Annotated in this window: 18 protein-coding genes; 11 read left to right on the top strand and 7 right to left on the bottom strand. The window is 33.2% G+C overall.

Annotated elements, in window-relative coordinates; genetic code table 11:
• The 4 genes from IAI56_RS13405 to IAI56_RS13390 form a co-directional block, all read right to left on the bottom strand.
• The coding region (locus IAI56_RS13405; RefSeq protein ID WP_187658353.1) for a HopJ type III effector protein at positions 1 to 309 on the bottom strand (309 nt) is incomplete at its 3' end.
• Positions 310 to 324: 15 nt separating this feature from the next.
• Complete coding sequence (locus IAI56_RS13400) at positions 325 to 771, bottom strand: hypothetical protein (protein ID WP_187658352.1); 447 nt, start codon at positions 769 to 771, stop codon at positions 325 to 327.
• A gap of 54 nt (positions 772 to 825) precedes the next feature.
• Positions 826 to 1,497 carry a 16S rRNA (cytidine(1402)-2'-O)-methyltransferase gene (gene rsmI, locus IAI56_RS13395; RefSeq protein WP_187658351.1) on the bottom strand — a complete coding sequence of 224 codons (672 nt, stop codon included), beginning with the start codon at positions 1,495 to 1,497 and terminating at the stop codon, positions 826 to 828.
• 66 nt (positions 1,498 to 1,563) lie between these two features.
• Positions 1,564 to 2,535: a hypothetical protein gene (locus IAI56_RS13390; RefSeq protein WP_187658350.1), complete on the bottom strand. Its 972-nt coding sequence runs from the start codon at positions 2,533 to 2,535 to the stop codon at positions 1,564 to 1,566.
• A 183-nt stretch (positions 2,536 to 2,718) separates the two neighbouring features.
• Between IAI56_RS13390 and IAI56_RS13385 the strand changes: the two genes are divergently transcribed.
• The 9 genes from IAI56_RS13385 (at position 2,719) to IAI56_RS13345 (ending at position 11,587) form a co-directional block, all read left to right on the top strand.
• Positions 2,719 to 3,345, top strand: a complete 627-nt coding sequence (locus IAI56_RS13385; RefSeq protein WP_187658349.1) for a thymidine kinase — start codon at positions 2,719 to 2,721, stop codon at positions 3,343 to 3,345.
• A 66-nt stretch (positions 3,346 to 3,411) separates the two neighbouring features.
• Positions 3,412 to 3,672, top strand: a complete 261-nt coding sequence (locus tag IAI56_RS13380) for a DUF6364 family protein (protein ID WP_133532569.1) — start codon at positions 3,412 to 3,414, stop codon at positions 3,670 to 3,672.
• On the top strand, positions 3,672 to 4,091 hold the full coding sequence (locus IAI56_RS13375; RefSeq protein ID WP_133532568.1) for a PIN domain-containing protein: 420 nt from the start codon (positions 3,672 to 3,674) through the stop codon (positions 4,089 to 4,091). Before IAI56_RS13380 ends, IAI56_RS13375 begins: the two co-directional genes overlap by 1 nt.
• A 3-nt stretch (positions 4,092 to 4,094) precedes the next feature.
• A complete protein-coding gene (locus IAI56_RS13370) occupies positions 4,095 to 6,551 on the top strand; it encodes a bifunctional UDP-N-acetylmuramoyl-tripeptide:D-alanyl-D-alanine ligase/alanine racemase (protein WP_187658348.1) in 2,457 nt (818 codons plus the stop codon).
• A gap of 56 nt (positions 6,552 to 6,607) precedes the next feature.
• Entirely contained in the window at positions 6,608 to 6,985 is a 378-nt protein-coding gene (gene mscL / locus IAI56_RS13365) for a large conductance mechanosensitive channel protein MscL (protein WP_187658347.1), read from the top strand.
• Between the two features lie 157 nt (positions 6,986 to 7,142).
• The gene (locus IAI56_RS13360) at positions 7,143 to 8,132 is read left to right on the top strand and encodes an aspartate-semialdehyde dehydrogenase (RefSeq protein WP_187658346.1); all 990 of its coding nucleotides are present in this window, start codon (positions 7,143 to 7,145) and stop codon (positions 8,130 to 8,132) included.
• A 113-nt stretch (positions 8,133 to 8,245) separates the two neighbouring features.
• Positions 8,246 to 8,587, top strand: a complete 342-nt coding sequence (locus IAI56_RS13355) for a hypothetical protein (RefSeq protein ID WP_187658345.1) — start codon at positions 8,246 to 8,248, stop codon at positions 8,585 to 8,587.
• 45 nt (positions 8,588 to 8,632) lie between these two features.
• Positions 8,633 to 11,011, top strand: a complete 2,379-nt coding sequence (locus IAI56_RS13350; RefSeq protein WP_239106936.1) for a TonB-dependent receptor — start codon at positions 8,633 to 8,635, stop codon at positions 11,009 to 11,011.
• Between the two features lie 12 nt (positions 11,012 to 11,023).
• A complete protein-coding gene (locus IAI56_RS13345) occupies positions 11,024 to 11,587 on the top strand; it encodes a type 1 periplasmic binding fold superfamily protein (RefSeq protein WP_187658344.1) in 564 nt (187 codons plus the stop codon).
• 43 nt (positions 11,588 to 11,630) lie between these two features.
• Here IAI56_RS13345 and IAI56_RS13340 read toward each other — a convergent pair whose 3' ends face one another.
• Positions 11,631 to 12,431, bottom strand: coding sequence for a TIGR00266 family protein (locus IAI56_RS13340; protein WP_187658343.1), 801 nt, complete (start codon positions 12,429 to 12,431; stop codon positions 11,631 to 11,633).
• Between the two features lie 183 nt (positions 12,432 to 12,614).
• Here IAI56_RS13340 and IAI56_RS13335 point away from each other — a divergent pair, with 183 nt between their 5' ends.
• Positions 12,615 to 12,989, top strand: a complete 375-nt coding sequence (locus IAI56_RS13335) for a DoxX family membrane protein (protein WP_187658342.1) — start codon at positions 12,615 to 12,617, stop codon at positions 12,987 to 12,989.
• 29 nt (positions 12,990 to 13,018) lie between these two features.
• On the opposite strand, the gene mtgA is transcribed toward IAI56_RS13335, so the two are convergent.
• On the bottom strand, positions 13,019 to 13,699 hold the full coding sequence (mtgA, locus tag IAI56_RS13330) for a monofunctional biosynthetic peptidoglycan transglycosylase (RefSeq protein WP_187658341.1): 681 nt from the start codon (positions 13,697 to 13,699) through the stop codon (positions 13,019 to 13,021).
• A gap of 8 nt (positions 13,700 to 13,707) precedes the next feature.
• Positions 13,708 to 14,820 carry an NAD(P)/FAD-dependent oxidoreductase gene (locus IAI56_RS13325; protein ID WP_187658340.1) on the bottom strand — a complete coding sequence of 371 codons (1,113 nt, stop codon included), beginning with the start codon at positions 14,818 to 14,820 and terminating at the stop codon, positions 13,708 to 13,710.
• 211 nt (positions 14,821 to 15,031) lie between these two features.
• Here IAI56_RS13325 and IAI56_RS13320 point away from each other — a divergent pair.
• Positions 15,032 to 16,417, top strand: a 1,386-nt coding sequence (locus IAI56_RS13320; protein WP_244970338.1) for a reprolysin-like metallopeptidase, incomplete at its 3' end; no start/stop codon positions are given.

The following is a 16,417-nucleotide window of genomic DNA, read 5'->3' as shown; positions in this document are numbered from 1 at the left end:
CATTTTTAGAGCTTCACCATCAAATACAATTCCTTCCCAACCAAAAATCATAAAATTTCTAATGTTTTGATGATCGGTTGCTTCAGGTGTATTTAAAACATCTTGATAAAAATCGCCAAATAAATTTAAGGTTTCTTCTTTGGTAAATTGGTTTAGTTTAGCAAAAGCAAAAATTTTACAAGAACCATTGTTTTGGTTTGCATTATTTATTTGATTTCCATTTTTAAAATTGGTTGGCGTAAAATTATAATTTTCATCAATGAAAGCGATGGTTTCTGGAAACGATTTTTTGTTCAGTAGTTCTTGCATATTGATGTTTAATAACTAAAGAGGTTCTTTTCTGTCATAAATATAAAGATAGTGATAACATTCTCTTATACTTAAAATATCAAGTTCCATTTTCTTTTTAAAAACACTGTCATTCAATAGTAATTTGTCATTTTCAGAGATGCTTTTTAATGGCAAATTCAACTCAATTAATACAGAATCTCTAAATTTAATTACTGATTTTTTGTCTAAAAAATTAAGTTTTTCGAATTTTTTCTCAATATTTTTCGAAATCTTAAACATACTATCAAATCTAATTCTTTTATTATTATCATTCTTTATATCATAATATTTTTGAAGATAAGTGCTTTCTGAAACATTACGATCTCTTTCTATTAATTCACTGAGTTTATCATATAAATATTTATAACTATCATCTTCATCTTCTTTTTTACAAGAAAATAAAATTGTAGATATTAATAAAAGGAAAAGATATTTTTTCATAATTCATTAAAAATAAAAATATTCAACTGCTAACTACAAACTGAATACTGAACACTATTTTTTCCCACCAACAACCACAACAATTTCCCCTTTCGGAGGTTTAACTTCAAAGTGTTTTAAAACATCTTCGGCAGTTCCGCGAATGGTTTCTTCGTGTAGTTTTGATAATTCCCGTGAAACAGAAACTGGTCTTTCGGCACCAAAATATTGGATGAATTCTGCTAAGGTTTTTACTAATTTGTGTGGCGAAACATAGAAAATCATCGTTCTAGTTTCTTCTGCCAATTGCAAAAATCTAGTTTGTCTTCCTTTTTTTTCGGGCAAGAAACCTTCAAAAATAAAACGGTCGTTTGGCAAACCGCTATTGACCAACGCAGGAACAAAAGCCGTTGCACCAGGCAAACAATCGACTTCTATATTATTTTCGACACAAGCACGCGTTAACAAAAATCCGGGATCGGAAATGGCTGGCGTTCCAGCATCGCTAATCAACGCAATGGTTTCTCCAGCTTGCAATCGTTTGATTAAATTTTCCACTGTTTTGTGTTCGTTATGCATGTGATGACTATGCATGTGTGTGGAAATTTCGAAATGTTTAAGTAGTTTTCCGCTGGTTCGTGTGTCTTCTGCCAAAATCAAATCGGCTTCTTTCAAAACCTGAATTGCTCTGAAAGTCATGTCATCAAGATTGCCAATTGGCGTTGGAACTATATAAAGTTTGGACATAAAATAAACACAGATTACACAGATTTACACAGATTGTTTGTTCTAATCTGTCAAAATTCTGTTTTATTATTTGAATTTTTTCTCCACGATTTCTAAAAATCGCTCCAAATATTCTTCTTTTCCAACCCAGTAATTGTATTCCGGAATAACCATTTCATTTAAGAAATTTTTCGCGTCAGCAAAAGTGTCAAACGTATTCAATTGCGATAAAACTCGGTTGTAATCTTCGTTACTTTCGTTAAAAAGATGTTTTACAAAGGCAACTCTATCATTCAACGAAATAGAAATTGAATTGGACAATACATCGTTGAGCGAAACGACTTTTGGTTCGTCTTTTTCTTTTTGTTCCTGGTCAAAAACCGAGATGAACTTATCGTTTAGCGTTACTTCATTTGGTTTTACAAAAACAGGTTCTTTGTAACTATCGCCAAAAATATCGTCCATTGTAACCTGTTTTGCTTCAACAGGTTCTGGTTTTTTTTCCTCAATTACTTCAGGTTGCGTTTCTTCGATTACGGCTTCAATTTCAGGTTCTTCTTCCGTTTCTGTTTCATCTTCAGCCTCAAAAGAAAGTTCAAAAGCAGGTTTAAAATTTCCGCCAGCCAAAGCATCGCTTTCGTGATCTTCTTTGTCTTTTGCTTCGGCTACATCATTATCTTCAAAACTTTCGTCTTCAACCTCATCTTCTTCCTCTAGAATAATTTCGCCAACAACAATTGGTTCTTCTTCCTCAACTTCTTCAATCGTTTCGATGATTTCTTCTTTTGCTTCAGCAATTGGTTCATTTTCAACGATTGGTAAATCTATTGGTGTAGTAATTTCTTCTTGTGCCAAAAACGATTCTACCTTTTGCTCAATTTCTTCATGAGAAACCTCATTTTTTAGTACTGCATAATTTTCTTCATGAAATTTCAGAATCGAAAGCGCTTCGTATAATTTTCGGGTTTCTTTATACAATTGGTCGATTTCCGACTTATTTTTTAACTTCAAAATTCGATGTGCAATGCTTATTAATTCAGCTTCCAATCTTTTCTTCATGTGTATAAATTATATTGAGATGAAATTATGTTTATTTTTTTAATCGTTATTTGACCAAAGTTTAATCAATGCGTGAATAAATTTTTCTAAATTTGAAACGATGTAAATGTATAAAATTTATATCGATAAGTTTTGTTACAAAGTAATAAAAACTATTCATTTTAAACGCAAGAAAATTAGAAAATGTTTCTCGAAAATACAGTAAATCATAAAGAACAATTTGGTTGGATTGAAGTCGTTTGCGGTTCGATGTTTTCGGGCAAGACAGAAGAACTCATCCGAAGACTAAAAAGAGCACAATTTGCCAAGCAAAAAGTAGAGATTTTCAAACCATCAATCGACACTCGATATGACGATGAAATGGTTGTTTCTCATAACAAAAACGAAATTCGTTCCACGCCAGTTCCAGCTGCAGCAAATATTCGAATTTTAGCGCAAGGTTGCGATGTTGTGGGAATTGATGAAGCACAGTTTTTTGATGACGAAATTGTTTCTGTTTGTAATGATTTGGCGAATTCTGGAATTCGAGTAATTGTGGCTGGATTGGACATGGATTTTAAAGGAAATCCGTTTGGACCAATGCCTGCGTTGATGGCAACTGCTGAATATGTTACCAAGGTTCACGCCGTTTGCACACGAACTGGAAATTTAGCCCATTACAGTTTTAGAAAAACCGATAATGATAAACTCGTTTTATTAGGCGAAACCGAAGAATATGAACCGCTAAGTCGTGCTGCTTATTTCAATGCGATGCGAGAAAATATGGTTGTAAAAGACGCCGAACATTTATCTGAAGAAAAAGAAGAATAAAGAAAAATCTTTTGTACGGTAACTTTTTTTAATTTTGCACGTATAACAATTAAATTTAATGTTATTATGGATACTAAACTCACCTTAAAGCTTGATAAAAAAGTAATTGAAAAAGCTAAAGAATATGCTGCGAAGCAAAAAATTAGCGTGTCTTTTATTGTCGAAAATTATTTAAAAGCAATTACTTCCATGGAGAAAAGTGACCAAAAAGAAGAAATTAAAATTTCTGACTTTGTTAATAGTATTCCTGTAGGAAATGGAGAAATTCCAGCTGATTTTGACTTTAAAAAAGATAGACAAGAGTATTTGGTTGAAAAATATAAATAATGAAAAAATTATTTATTGATACAAATGTACTGATTGATTTCTTAGATAAGAGAAATCCATTTTTTTATGAAATTGCTAAAATTTCTAGTTTAGCTGAAGACAACCAAGTTAGATTAGTTGCTTCTTCCATTTCGTTTGTTAACACGTTTTATGTTTTAGGAAAAAAAACTGAAAATAATCGCGTAATTGAGTCATTAAAAAAGTTTAGAGTAATTTGTGATGTTTCCTCTGTTGACGAACTCGTAATTGACGAAAGTTTATTTTCTAACTTTACAGATTTCGAAGATGCCGTTCAATATTATAGTGCTATTCAAGCTAAATGCGATATACTTATTACAAGGAACGAGAAAGATTTTAAAAATTCTGAAATTCCTGTAATGAGTCCAAACAAGTTTTTGGAAATTTTTAATAAAAAATAAAATTTGACACTTTCCATCCGAAATATTATTCCAATTATAAAAGCCAATTGGTTTGGGAATAATGATATAAGCATCATCGATACTATTTCTATTGATAGTCGCACGTTGCAAAATGGCGAACATACTTTGTTTTTTGCCATTTCCGGTCCAAATCATGATGGTCATCAATATATAGAAGAATTGATTTCACAAGGTGTTCAGAATTTTGTGGTCACTCATTTTGATGAAAATCTAAAAAGCAAAGCTAATTTTCTTGTTGTAGAAAATACTCTAGAAGCGTTGCAAAAATTTGCCTCTTTCTACCGAAGTCAATTTGATTTTCCAATCATTGGAATTACTGGAAGTAACGGAAAAACCATCGTAAAAGAATGGCTAAATTTTCTGTTAAGTCCAGATTACAACATCATCCGAAGTCCAAAAAGTTATAATTCGCAAGTTGGTGTTCCGCTTTCCATTATTGCCATTAATGAAAAGCACAATTTAGGGATTTTTGAAGCTGGAATTTCGTTGAAAAACGAAATGGAAAAACTGCAAAAAATCATTGATCCAACCATTGGTGTTTTAACTAATATTGGTTCGGCTCACGACGAAGGTTTTGCCGATATTGGCGAAAAAATTAAAGAAAAACTCAAACTTTTTACTTCGGTTAAAGTATTGATTTTAAATAAAAACAGAACAATTTGTGCTTTTATTAATCCAAAAATAAAGCAGTTCACTTGGTCATCTGACGATAAAAAAGCTGACGTTTTTGTTACCAAAAAGAAATTAGAAGAAAATACCGAATTGTACATTACGTATCAAGAAGAGACGTTTCCTGTTCGAATTCCGTTTCAAGACCAAGCTTCGGTCGAAAACGCCATACATTGTTTGATGGTTATGCTGTATTTTGGGTACAATCAAAAAGTCATTCAAACCCGAATGACACAATTATATCCAGTAGAAATGCGCTTGAAAGTCAAAAATGGAATTTTCAATTGCACAATAATTGACGATAGTTATAGTTCTGATTTTCAATCGCTAAAAATTGCTTTAGATTTTCTAGAACATCAAAAACAACACAAGAAAAAAACGATTATTCTTTCGGATATTTTTCAAAGTGGTTTAACCAATGAAGAATTGTATCCGCAGGTTTCTCAGTTAATTATTTCCAATAAAATTACGCGAGTGATTGGCATTGGCGAAACGATTTCAAAGTTTAAAAATAAGTTCATCAACGGAATTTGTTTCAAAAATGTAAACGAATTTATCGCCGCTTTTGATCCCGAAACTTCGAAATTGAATTTCGAAAATGAAACCATTTTAATCAAAGGTGCAAGAGATTTTCATTTTGAAGAAATTGTGTCGTTGCTTGAAGAAAAAACGCATGAAACCGTTCTAGAAATCAACCTAAATGCGATTAGTCATAACTTGAATTTCTTCAAATCAAAATTGGCTCCAAAAACCAAATTGATGGTTATGGTCAAAGCTTTTGGTTATGGCAATGGCGGTTTTGAGATTGCAAAATTACTCGAACATCACAAAGTAGATTATCTTGGTGTGGCTTTTGCCGATGAAGGAATTTCGTTGAAAAATGCTGGAATTTCAGTTCCGATTATGGTTTTAAATCCCGAAACCACCAGTTTTTCATCGATAATTCAGCATCAATTAGAACCCGAAATTTATTCAATAAAAGGATTAAAAGCGTTCTTGAAAATTGCTGAACAAAAGAAATTAAACCATTTTCCTATTCATATAAAATTAGATACAGGAATGCATCGTCTTGGTTTTCAAGAAAATAATTTATTAGAATTGATAAAAACACTTCAAGGAAACGAAACGGTAAAAGTGAAAAGTATTTTGTCGCACATGGCAACCAGCGATGATTTAGCGCATCAAGCATTTGCGATTTCGCAGATTGAACTTTTTGAAAAACTTTCATCTCACTTGATGTCGGAATTAAAAATAAAACCTATTCGACACATTTTGAATACATCTGGAATTTCAAATTATCCTGAGGCACAATACGATATGGTTCGATTAGGAATTGGTTTGTATGGTGTTTCCAACGATGATGAAGAACAAAAATACCTTGAAAATGTTGGTACTTTAAAATCGGTTATTTCTCAAATTAGAACTATTGAAAAAGGAGAAAGCGTTGGTTATGGCAGACGATTTATGGCAGAAAAACAAACCAAAGTTGCTACAATTCCTATTGGTTATGCCGATGGAATTTCAAGACATTTGGGCAATGGCGTTGGTTATGTAATTATAAATCAGAAAAAAGCGATAATTTTAGGAAGTGTTTGCATGGATATGCTAATGGTTGACGTAACCGATATTGAATGCAAAGAAGGAAATACGGTGATTATTTTTGGCGAAAGACCAACCGTTAATGAAATTGCGAAACTATTGCAAACCATTCCATATGAAGTTTTAACAAGTATTTCGCAACGAGTAAAACGAATATTTTATAGAGAATAATTTAGTATTTGTTAAAACTTTATTAAATTCGTTTATTAATAACCACAAAACAAATTATGGGAATGATTTCAGAATTTAAAGAATTTATTGCAAAAGGAAACGCAATGGATTTAGCAGTTGGAGTTATCATTGGAGCAGCTTTTGGCGCCATCGTAAATTCACTAGTAGCAGATGTAATTACACCTGCATTATTAAATCCTGCACTAAAAGCAGCACAAGTTGAAAACTTGGCAGAGTTAAAAACGGAAGGCGGAATTCTCTACGGAAAATTTTTAGCTGCGGTAATTAGTTTTCTAGTAATTGCTTTCGTGATTTTTATTATGGTAAAAGCATTAAACAGCATGAAGAAAAAAGAAGAAGCTGCACCTGCTGCTCCAGCTGGACCAACTCAAGAAGAATTACTTACTCAAATTAGAGATTTATTGAAAAAATAATTCCGCTACATTATATATTCTAACTAAACCGCTTCGTAATTGAGGCGGTTTTTCTTTTTCAAAAACAATGATTTTTAATTTTTAAAACATAATTTTTAATTTAATTTCTAATTACTTTTGTACTTCAAAAATTTTATCAATTATAAACATATAAAGTATGAAAGTTGCTGTTGTAGGCGCAACCGGAATGGTTGGCGAAGTGATGCTTCAAGTATTAGCAGAAAGAAATTTTCCTGTAACCGAATTAATTCCTGTAGCTTCTGAGAAATCAGTTGGTAAGGAAATTGAATTTAAAGGTAAGAAATACAAAGTAGTTGGTTTACAAACAGCAGTTGATATGAAAGCGGATATTGCTTTATTTTCTGCTGGTGGCGAAACTTCATTGGCTTGGGCTCCAAAATTTGCCGAAGCAGGAACAACCGTTATCGATAATTCATCGGCTTGGAGAATGGATCCAACTAAAAAATTAATCGTTCCAGAAATCAACGCATCTGAATTGACAAAAGAGGATAAAATCATTGCTAATCCAAACTGTTCAACTATTCAAATGGTGATGGTTTTAGCTCCATTACACAAAAAATACAATATCAAACGTGTCATCGTTTCTACTTATCAATCTATTACTGGAACTGGAGTAAAAGCGGTTCAACAATTAGAAAATGAATACGCTGGAGTTCAAGGAGAAATGGCTTATAAATACCAAATTCACCGAAATGCTATTCCACAATGTGATAGTTTTGAAGACAATGGCTACACCAAAGAAGAAATGAAATTGGTTCGCGAAACGCAAAAAATCATTGGCGACAAATCGATTGCAGTAACAGCAACAGCCATCAGAATTCCAGTTGTTGGCGGACATAGCGAAGCGGTAAATGTTGAGTTTTCAAATGATTTCAATGTAAGCGAAATCCGTGAAATTCTTCATAATACAGATGGTGTTGTAGTACAAGACAACAATGACACTTATACCTATCCAATGCCATTGTTTGCTCAAGGAAAAGACGAAGTTTTTGTAGGTAGAATTCGTCGCGATGAAAGTCAGCCAAACTCATTAAACATGTGGATTGTTGCTGATAATTTGAGAAAAGGTGCCGCAACTAACACGGTTCAAATTGCTGAATATCTTGTTGCTAACAATTTAGTATAATAGATTTCCGTCTTTACGGAAAATACAAAAGAGAGAATTCGTTTGGTTTTGCAAATCCTAAAATTTGTTAAAATCAAACGGATTTTCTTTTGGATTAAACTACATTTGTAGCAATGAAGAAAAAATTACAAATAACAAACGCTTTCTTAGGATTGATGGTGCTGTTTTCAGTACTTTTTCAATCTATTCATACGTTTGAACATGTAATTCAACAATTTTTTGGCGAAGTTTGTCTTCATAAATATTCTGATGAAGCAACTTTAAATCACAGTCACCATTGGGAAAAATGTACCGTTTGTGATTTTGCTTTCAGTCCAACAACCGAAATTAAATCGGTTATTGTTTCATTTGAAAATCCTGTTTTTTATAATAAAACCTTATATTTTTCAACTTCCGAAAACATTCCTTTTTTCAACGGAAGTTTCTTTTCACTTCGCGGACCGCCAATTGTTTAAATTTTCTTGACCTAACTTAGTGTTAACGAATTAGAAAACAACAAAATGCAAAAATTCAGTATGTTTTTTTGCTTGTTGTGTTTTGGTACAATTTTTAGCCAAAATACAATAAGCGGAAAAATAGTTGATAAAAACGATTTGGCATTGGAAAAAAGCCATATTCACATTTCATCAAAATCGACTAATAGTAAAAAAGATGGTTCATTCATTATTCGAAATGTTCCAAATGGTTCGACAAAAGTGTTAATCACTTATGTTGGCTACAAACCTATTGATACGATTATTGAAGTTAATGGCAATCTTGAGATTAATTTTAAGATGAAACAAAAAAGTGAACAATTGGAAGAAATTGTTGTAAAACATAAAAACAATTATTTCAATCACTCGGTTTCGGAACAAAAAATCAAAGAGAAAACCATTGAAAAATTTAGCAGTCAATCGCTAGGAAATGCACTCAAAGAAGTCTCAGGAGTTTCAATATTAAAAAGCGGAAGCACGATTGTTAAACCCGTAATTAATGGTTTGCATAGCAGTCGCGTTGGCATTTACAACAACAATGTGAAACTTGAAGACCAACAATGGGGAACCGAACATGCACCAAATTTTGACATAAATGCTGCCGGAAAAATTACAGTTTTAAAAGGCGCATCAGGTCTACAATATGGTGGCGATGCTATTGGTGGAATTGTAATTATTGAACCTTTCAGCACCAAAAAAGACACACTTTTTGGAAAAACCATTATGACAATGGAATCCAATGGTCGTGGCGGAACCATTTCGTCTAGTTTACACAAAGGAAATTTTTGCGACTGGAGTTGGAATGCGCAAGGAAGTTTCAAATATTTTGGTGACAGAGAATCACCCGATTATATTTTGTCGAATACCGGAAATCGAGAAGCAAATTTTTCGGGAGATGTGAAATATATTGGCAAAAAATTTGATTTTTCTGCTTATTATAGTTTGTACAACGCCACTATCGGAATTTTGAGCGCTTCACATATTGGAAACGTGAATGATTTATTCAACTCGATTAACAATCAAACACCATCGGTTGTTGAAGATTTTACGTATAACATTAAAAATCCGAAGCAACAAGTGCAACATCATTTGGCGAAGTTGAATTACAATTATTATATCAAAGATGGCGAATCTATCGGTTTACAATATGCTTTTCAATTCAATAATCGAAAAGAGTTTGATTTGCGAACTGGTGTTTCAGATTCTAGAGCAGCTTTGGACTTAAACTTGATGACGCATACTTTTAATGCCGATTATAAATTGAGTATTAATAGTTGGGATTTTAAATCAGGATTTATGGGTTTGTTCCAAAATAATTCGGCAAATCCTAATACTGGCGTTCGTCCGTTAATTCCAAGTTATAATAAATTTGATGCCGGAATTTATGCTATTGTTGACAATCATATTTCAGAAGATTTTTCGGTTGAAGCCGGAATTCGCTACGATTTTTCAACTATTGAAGCAACGAAATATTATCTAAAATCACGTTGGGACGAGCGAAATTACAGTCCAGAATTCAACCATTTTATTGAAGGCGATTTTGGAACACAATGGTTAACCAAACCAACGTTTACTTTTCATAATTTTTCAGCAAGTGTTGGAACGCAATATTCCTTCGGAAGCGAATATGAATGGTATTTTAACGTCAGTCGTGCGGTTAGAAACCCAAATCCTTCTGAGTTTTTTAGCGATGGATTGCATCATTCGAGTGGTATGATTGAATTGGGCGATTTGCGTTTGAAACAAGAAAAGTCGAATAAAATCAGTACTTCTTTGCAAAAACAATGGAAGAATTTCAAGGTAAACATCAATCCGTTTTTGAATTATATTGAAGATTATATGTTCTTGAAACCCGTTGGTTTTGAAACTACTATTCGCGGTGCTTTTCCGGTTTGGGAATACCAACAAATCAATGCTTTGTTGACCGGAATTGACTTAAATTCCGAGTGGCAAATCAGTGAACATTGGCAACATCGTTTGCTTTTATCATATGTAAACGGAAAAGATAAAACCAATGACGATTTTATTATCGATATGCCACCATTGAACATCAACAACCGAATTTCGTTCAATAAAAAAGATTGGAAAAATTTGACAATAGAATTGCAAAGCGAAATGGTTTTTAGACAAACGCAATTTCCAAACAACAATTTCACGACTAATATTATTGTTGACGGCGAATTATCACCAGTTGAAGTTGATATCAGTTCGCCTCCAGCTGCGTATCATCTTTTGCATTTTGCATCTGATTTTCAATTCAAAATAGCCAATAATTCTATGGCAACACTAGGTTTTTCTGTATTCAACCTTTTGAATACTAAATACAGAGATTATTTAAATAGACAACGTTTCTATGCCGACGAATTGGGTAGAAACTTTCAAATTCAATTAAAAATTAATTATTAAAACAGGAAAACAATGAAATATTTCAATCCAACAAAAGCCTTATTTTTAGCAACAGCTTCTTTATTTTTAGCATCTTGTAGCGATGACGATAACGGACCAGTTAATGAAGAAGAAGTAATCACAACGGTTATAACGACTTTAACAAATGGTGCAACGACTATAACTTTAACTTCAAGAGATTTAGATGGCGATGGACCAATTGATCCGCTTGTAACGGTTTCAGGAAATTTGACAGCAAACACAGTTTATAACGGTGAAACGACTTTTTTAAATGAATTAGAATCGCCAGCAGAAGACATTACTGTTGAAGTTGAAGAAGAAGGCGATGAACACCAAGTATTTTACCAAATCCCTTCGGCTTTAGGAACAATTGGTTACACTGATTTTGATGTGAATGCTAAACCTGTTGGATTGACGTTTACTTACACAACAGGAAATGTTGGAACAGGAAATTTAACGGTAACTTTGAGACATTTACCAAATAAATCGGCAGCTGGAGTTGCTGCTGGCGATATTACAAATGCTGGTGGTTCAACTGATGCACAAGTAACTTATCCAATTGTAATTACCAACTAAATTATGAAATTAAAAAATGCGACTTAATTAAGTCGCATTTTTTTTAAAATCTATTATCACCATCAATCATTCTGCCTAAACCGCCAAGAAGACTTCCTTCTTCTCTGGAATTTCCACCATTTTGTGGCGCAGAAGCAATAATTCTATCCGCTAAACGGCTAAATGGCAACGATTGTACATATACCGTTCCTGGACCGCGAAGTGTGGCAAAAAACATTCCTTCACCACCAAAAAAGGTGTTTTTTATGCCGCCAACAAACTCAATATCATAATCAACATCTTTAGTAAAACCAACGATACAACCTGTATCTACTTTCAATATTTCACCTGAAGCCAATTCTCTTTTGGCCAAAGTTCCGCCAGAATGTACAAACGCCATTCCATCACCTTCAATTTTTTGCATAATAAAACCTTCACCACCAAAAAGTCCGCGACCAAGTTTTCTAGAAAATTCAATGCCAACCGAAACACCTTTGGCAGCGCAAAGGAAAGCGTCTTTTTGACAAATAAATTTTCCTTGAAACTGACGCAAATCTATCGGAATAATTTTTCCAGGATAAGGCGAAGCAAAACATACTTTACTCTTCGAATTATTCTGATTTAAGTATGCCGTCATAAAAAGACTTTCGCCAGTTAAAACTCTTTTTCCAGCCGAAAGTAATTTACCAAAAATTCCTTGCTGTTGTGATGAACCATCGCCAAAAATAGTTTGCATTTGAATGCCGTTTTCCATCATCATAAAACTTCCTGCTTCAGCAACAACTATCTCTTGTGGATCAAGTTCAATCTCTACATATTGCATTTCTTCACCATAAATATGGTAGTCAATTTCGTGTGCTATCATTGTGTTTTATTTTTTTAATTTACTATAAGTTATTCATTTCTCAAAAAAGTTACAACACACTATTGGAATTACCTATTTAACACAATAATTATAAATATTTCATTAAATAGATTTAAAAATAGTTTATAATGTAAAAAAATAATTCTATTTTTACCATATTACTAACCAAAAATTTGCCTTTTTATGAATTCAATGTTTACAAAAATCGCTAGAATTGTTTTAGGAATAATGCTTCTTGTTTTTGGAGCGAATAAATTTTTACATTTTATCCCAATGGAAGCACCAACAGGTTCAGCTGGAGAATTCATGAATTCACTTGGAGCAACGGGTTATATTTTTCCTATTGTTGGAATATTAGAAGTAATGATTGGAGCAATGCTTTTGCTTAAAAAATGGGTTGCTTTTGCCTTAATTCTTTTAGCACCAATTTCCATCAACATTTTATTATTCCATATGTTTTTAGACATACCAGGAATTAGTGTTGCATTACTAATTGTTGTTATAAATGCCATTTTGATTTATAAACATTGGCAACAATATAAACCTTTATTTTACTAAAAAAACAAAACCGACTAAAGTCGGTTTTTTTAATATTCAATTTTACCAATGTGGTTCATTACGCGAACAATTTTGCCTTTTCTTCTTTGAATATAAGAAGACGAATTAGTCGCTTTATATTTTCTTGGATTTGGCAAAATAGCGGCAATTCCTGCGGCTTCTTGTTTGGTTAAATCAGCAGCACTTTTTCGATACCAATGTTGTGCAGCAGCTTCGGCTCCATAAACACCATTACCCATTTCTATTGAGTTAAGATAAACTTCCATAATTCGTTCTTTTCCCCAAATAAGTTCTATCAAAACAGTAAAATAAGCTTCCAATCCTTTTCTAAGATAACTTCTGCCTTGCCACAAGAAAACGTTCTTGGCAGTTTGTTGCGAAATAGTACTTCCGCCTTTCAATCGTTTGCCTTTTTGATTACTTTTAAATGCCTTTTGCATCGCATTAAAATCAAAACCATTATGCTTTAAAAAATTACCATCTTCGCTGGCGATAACTGCTTTTTGAAGATTAGGCGAAATATTTTCAATCGGTTCCCAATCGTGACTTAAAATCATATCTTTGCCTTCCATTTTATTATCAATAGCACGTGTCATCATCAATGGTGTTATTGGCACTGGAACCCATTTAAAGATAATCACTGACAAAATTGACAAGGCAATAAACCAAAGTGTGGCTTTCCAAATCCAACGAAATATTTTTCTAATCATACTTTTTATTATGCTAAATCTGCTAATTCTTTTCCTATCAAACTTCCTATTGCAACTCCCATTCCACCAAGGCGAACGCCACAAAAAACATTTTCAGAAAGCGGTTCAACAATTGGTTTTTTGCTTGAACCCATTCCCATAATGCCACTCCAGCGATGCGCAATTTTAAAATCTGTATCAGGTAAAATTACTTCTTTTAATAATTTTTCCAAATGATTTTGGATTAATTCAGTTTCGCCAAATTCTGTTGTGGTTTCACCTTCAAAGTCTAAATTTCTTCCGCCGCCAAGAAGAATTCTATCATCAATATTTCTAAAATAATAGTAACCTTTGTCTAAATGAAACGTTCCTTTGATGTCCAAATCAGGAATTGGTTCGGTAATCAAAACTTGAGCTCTTGCCGGTTTTACATGATTATCGGTTAGTTTTTGAGCAAAACCGTTGGTTGCAAAAAACAATTTTTGGGTTGAAAAACTAAAATCATTCATCTGAACTTCTACAGAATTCCCTTTATCCAAATAAGAACTAACCACTACTTGATTTAGAACTAAAATGTTGTTTGCGATAGCTTTTTGGAGCAAAGCATTCATCATTTTTCCAGTGTCGATTTGAGCTTCAAATGGATTAAAAATCAAGTATTCGTGTATGTTTTTAAAGTCAAATCGATCTACTTCTTTGTTAAAAACGTCGTTTCTAAAAATAGGTTTCAAAATTTCATTTACAAACGGAATTCGTTGCAAACATTCGTTATAACCGCTTTCATCATCTTTTAAAAACAATTCGTATCCGCCAAAAGGTTTGAAATCAATGGCTTCATCGCCAAGGTTTTTACGAAGTAATTGCAATCCATTCCAGCGTTTTTGAATAAGTTGAATAACCTCTTCTTCTGAATGATTTTTTAAATCATCCAAAATTTCAGAAATACTTCCAAAACAAGCAAAACCAGCATTTTTTGTACTTGCACCTTGTGGTAAAATCTCTTTTTCTAAAACTAATATTTTACTATTTGGATATTTTTCTCGCAAGGCTAACGCACAATGTAAACCAACAATTCCACTGCCTACAATGGTAAAATCAACTTTAGTAAACCAGTTTTTTAATTCCCAATAACTTAAATTCATTTGACTTGAAAATTTGATTTAAATGTAAAAACATTTTAGAAAACTAGACAACAAATATTTATTTTTTACAAAAAAGCCTTTTTTAAAGCATACTTCACAATCATAATCAAAAAATGTTATCATTTTGTTACTATTTTTACCAATTATAGTTACGATAATTTAATTTTAATTATACATTTGACAAACTATTTAACCAAAAACCAAATTAACTATGAAGTACAAATTACTCTCTGTTGCTTTATTAGTAGTTGCAAACCTGTCTTTTGCTCAAAACAAAAGCGCAATCTGGAATGCATCTACAAAAAAAACTACACTGATTGCTCTTGACGAAAACATACAATTGCCATCAGAAAAAGTTTTTGAATTAAATCTAAGCGGATTGCGTTCTGCCCTAAATTCAGCTCCAAAACGAATGTCGAGCAGTCAATCGCAAAACATTATTTCAATTCCAAATGCTGATGGAAATTTGGAGCAATTCAAAGTTTTTGAAAACTCCATTATGGAAGCTGAATTAGCAGCTAAATACCCAGAAATCAAATCCTATGTAGGTATTGGAATTGACAATCCTCTTTCAATAGCTTACTTTAGTGTTTCACCACTAGGATTCAAATCAATGGTGCTTTCACCTAATAAATCTACTGAATTCATTGAACCAATTTCAGCCGATTTAACAACCTACACCGTTTACAAAAAAGCCGACAAGAAAAACGCATTCACACCTTTCGAGTGTTCTGTTATTGACAAAGCAGCGGCAAGCCCAACAATGATGCTAAGAAATGCGGACGACTCAGTGCTAAGAACTTTTAGACTTGCCGTTTCTTGTACAGGCGAATACGCAACCTATTTTGGTGGTACAAAAGCACAAGCTCTTGCAGCAATCAATGCTTCTATGACTCGTGTAAACGGAGTATTTGAAAACGACTTCGCTATTAGAATGGTCTTGATTGCCAACAACGATTTAGTACTTTACACTAATGCATCTACTGATCCATACACTACCAGCTACAATAGCCAACTTCAAAGCACCCTAACTTCAGTAATTGGAGAAGCTAACTACGATGTAGGCCATTTATTTGTTAGAGCTTCTAATAATGGTAATGCAGGCTGTATCGGTTGCGTTTGTGTTAACGGTTCAAAAGGTAGCGGATTTACCTCCAGTACAATCCCTACAGGAGATACATTTGACATCGACTATGTTGCTCACGAAATTGGTCACCAGTTCGGTGCCAACCACACTTTCTCTATGAGCAACGAAGGAACTGGCGCTAATATGGAACCAGGTTCTGGCTCAACCATTATGGGTTATGCAGGTATTACTAGCCAAGACGTTCAAACTAATTCCGATGCCTATTTTCATGCGTTTAGCATTCAACAAGTAACCAACAATGTGAAAGCTAAAACATGCCAAACCAATACACCTACTGGCAATGCAGTTCCTACTGCTAATGCTGGTTTAGACTATACAATTCCAAAAAGCACTCCGTTCATGCTTACAGGTTCAGGAACCGATGCTGACGGCGATGTACTAACTTACAATTGGGAGCAATTCAATAGTGCTTCATCTACACAAACAGGTGCTAGTTCAGCAGCTAGCGCT

Source organism: Flavobacterium macrobrachii, assembly GCF_014486675.1.
GTDB classification, from domain to species: Bacteria; Bacteroidota; Bacteroidia; order Flavobacteriales; family Flavobacteriaceae; genus Flavobacterium; species Flavobacterium macrobrachii.
Note: the sequence above shows the minus strand (reverse complement) of the source record. Positions and strands in the feature narration are given on the sequence as shown.

Bases quoted from the DNA above. Each gene is read 5' to 3' on its own strand.
- IAI56_RS13355 (WP_187658345.1), top strand. From the start codon at position 8,246: ATGAAGAAAAAATTACAAATAACAAACGCTTTCTTAGGATTGATGGTG.
- rsmI (WP_187658351.1), bottom strand. From the start codon at position 1,497: ATGTCCAAACTTTATATAGTTCCAACGCCAATTGGCAATCTTGATGAC.
- IAI56_RS13325 (WP_187658340.1), bottom strand. From the start codon at position 14,820: ATGAATTTAAGTTATTGGGAATTAAAAAACTGGTTTACTAAAGTTGAT.
- mtgA (WP_187658341.1), bottom strand. From the start codon at position 13,699: ATGATTAGAAAAATATTTCGTTGGATTTGGAAAGCCACACTTTGGTTT.
- IAI56_RS13380 (WP_133532569.1), top strand. From the start codon at position 3,412: ATGGATACTAAACTCACCTTAAAGCTTGATAAAAAAGTAATTGAAAAA.
- IAI56_RS13335 (WP_187658342.1), top strand. From the start codon at position 12,615: ATGAATTCAATGTTTACAAAAATCGCTAGAATTGTTTTAGGAATAATG.
- IAI56_RS13345 (WP_187658344.1), top strand. From the start codon at position 11,024: ATGAAATATTTCAATCCAACAAAAGCCTTATTTTTAGCAACAGCTTCT.
- IAI56_RS13400 (WP_187658352.1), bottom strand. From the start codon at position 771: ATGAAAAAATATCTTTTCCTTTTATTAATATCTACAATTTTATTTTCT.
- IAI56_RS13385 (WP_187658349.1), top strand. From the start codon at position 2,719: ATGTTTCTCGAAAATACAGTAAATCATAAAGAACAATTTGGTTGGATT.
- IAI56_RS13360 (WP_187658346.1), top strand. From the start codon at position 7,143: ATGAAAGTTGCTGTTGTAGGCGCAACCGGAATGGTTGGCGAAGTGATG.
- IAI56_RS13350 (WP_239106936.1), top strand. From the start codon at position 8,633: ATGCAAAAATTCAGTATGTTTTTTTGCTTGTTGTGTTTTGGTACAATT.
- IAI56_RS13375 (WP_133532568.1), top strand. From the start codon at position 3,672: ATGAAAAAATTATTTATTGATACAAATGTACTGATTGATTTCTTAGAT.
- IAI56_RS13340 (WP_187658343.1), bottom strand. From the start codon at position 12,431: ATGATAGCACACGAAATTGACTACCATATTTATGGTGAAGAAATGCAA.
- IAI56_RS13390 (WP_187658350.1), bottom strand. From the start codon at position 2,535: ATGAAGAAAAGATTGGAAGCTGAATTAATAAGCATTGCACATCGAATT.
- mscL (WP_187658347.1), top strand. From the start codon at position 6,608: ATGGGAATGATTTCAGAATTTAAAGAATTTATTGCAAAAGGAAACGCA.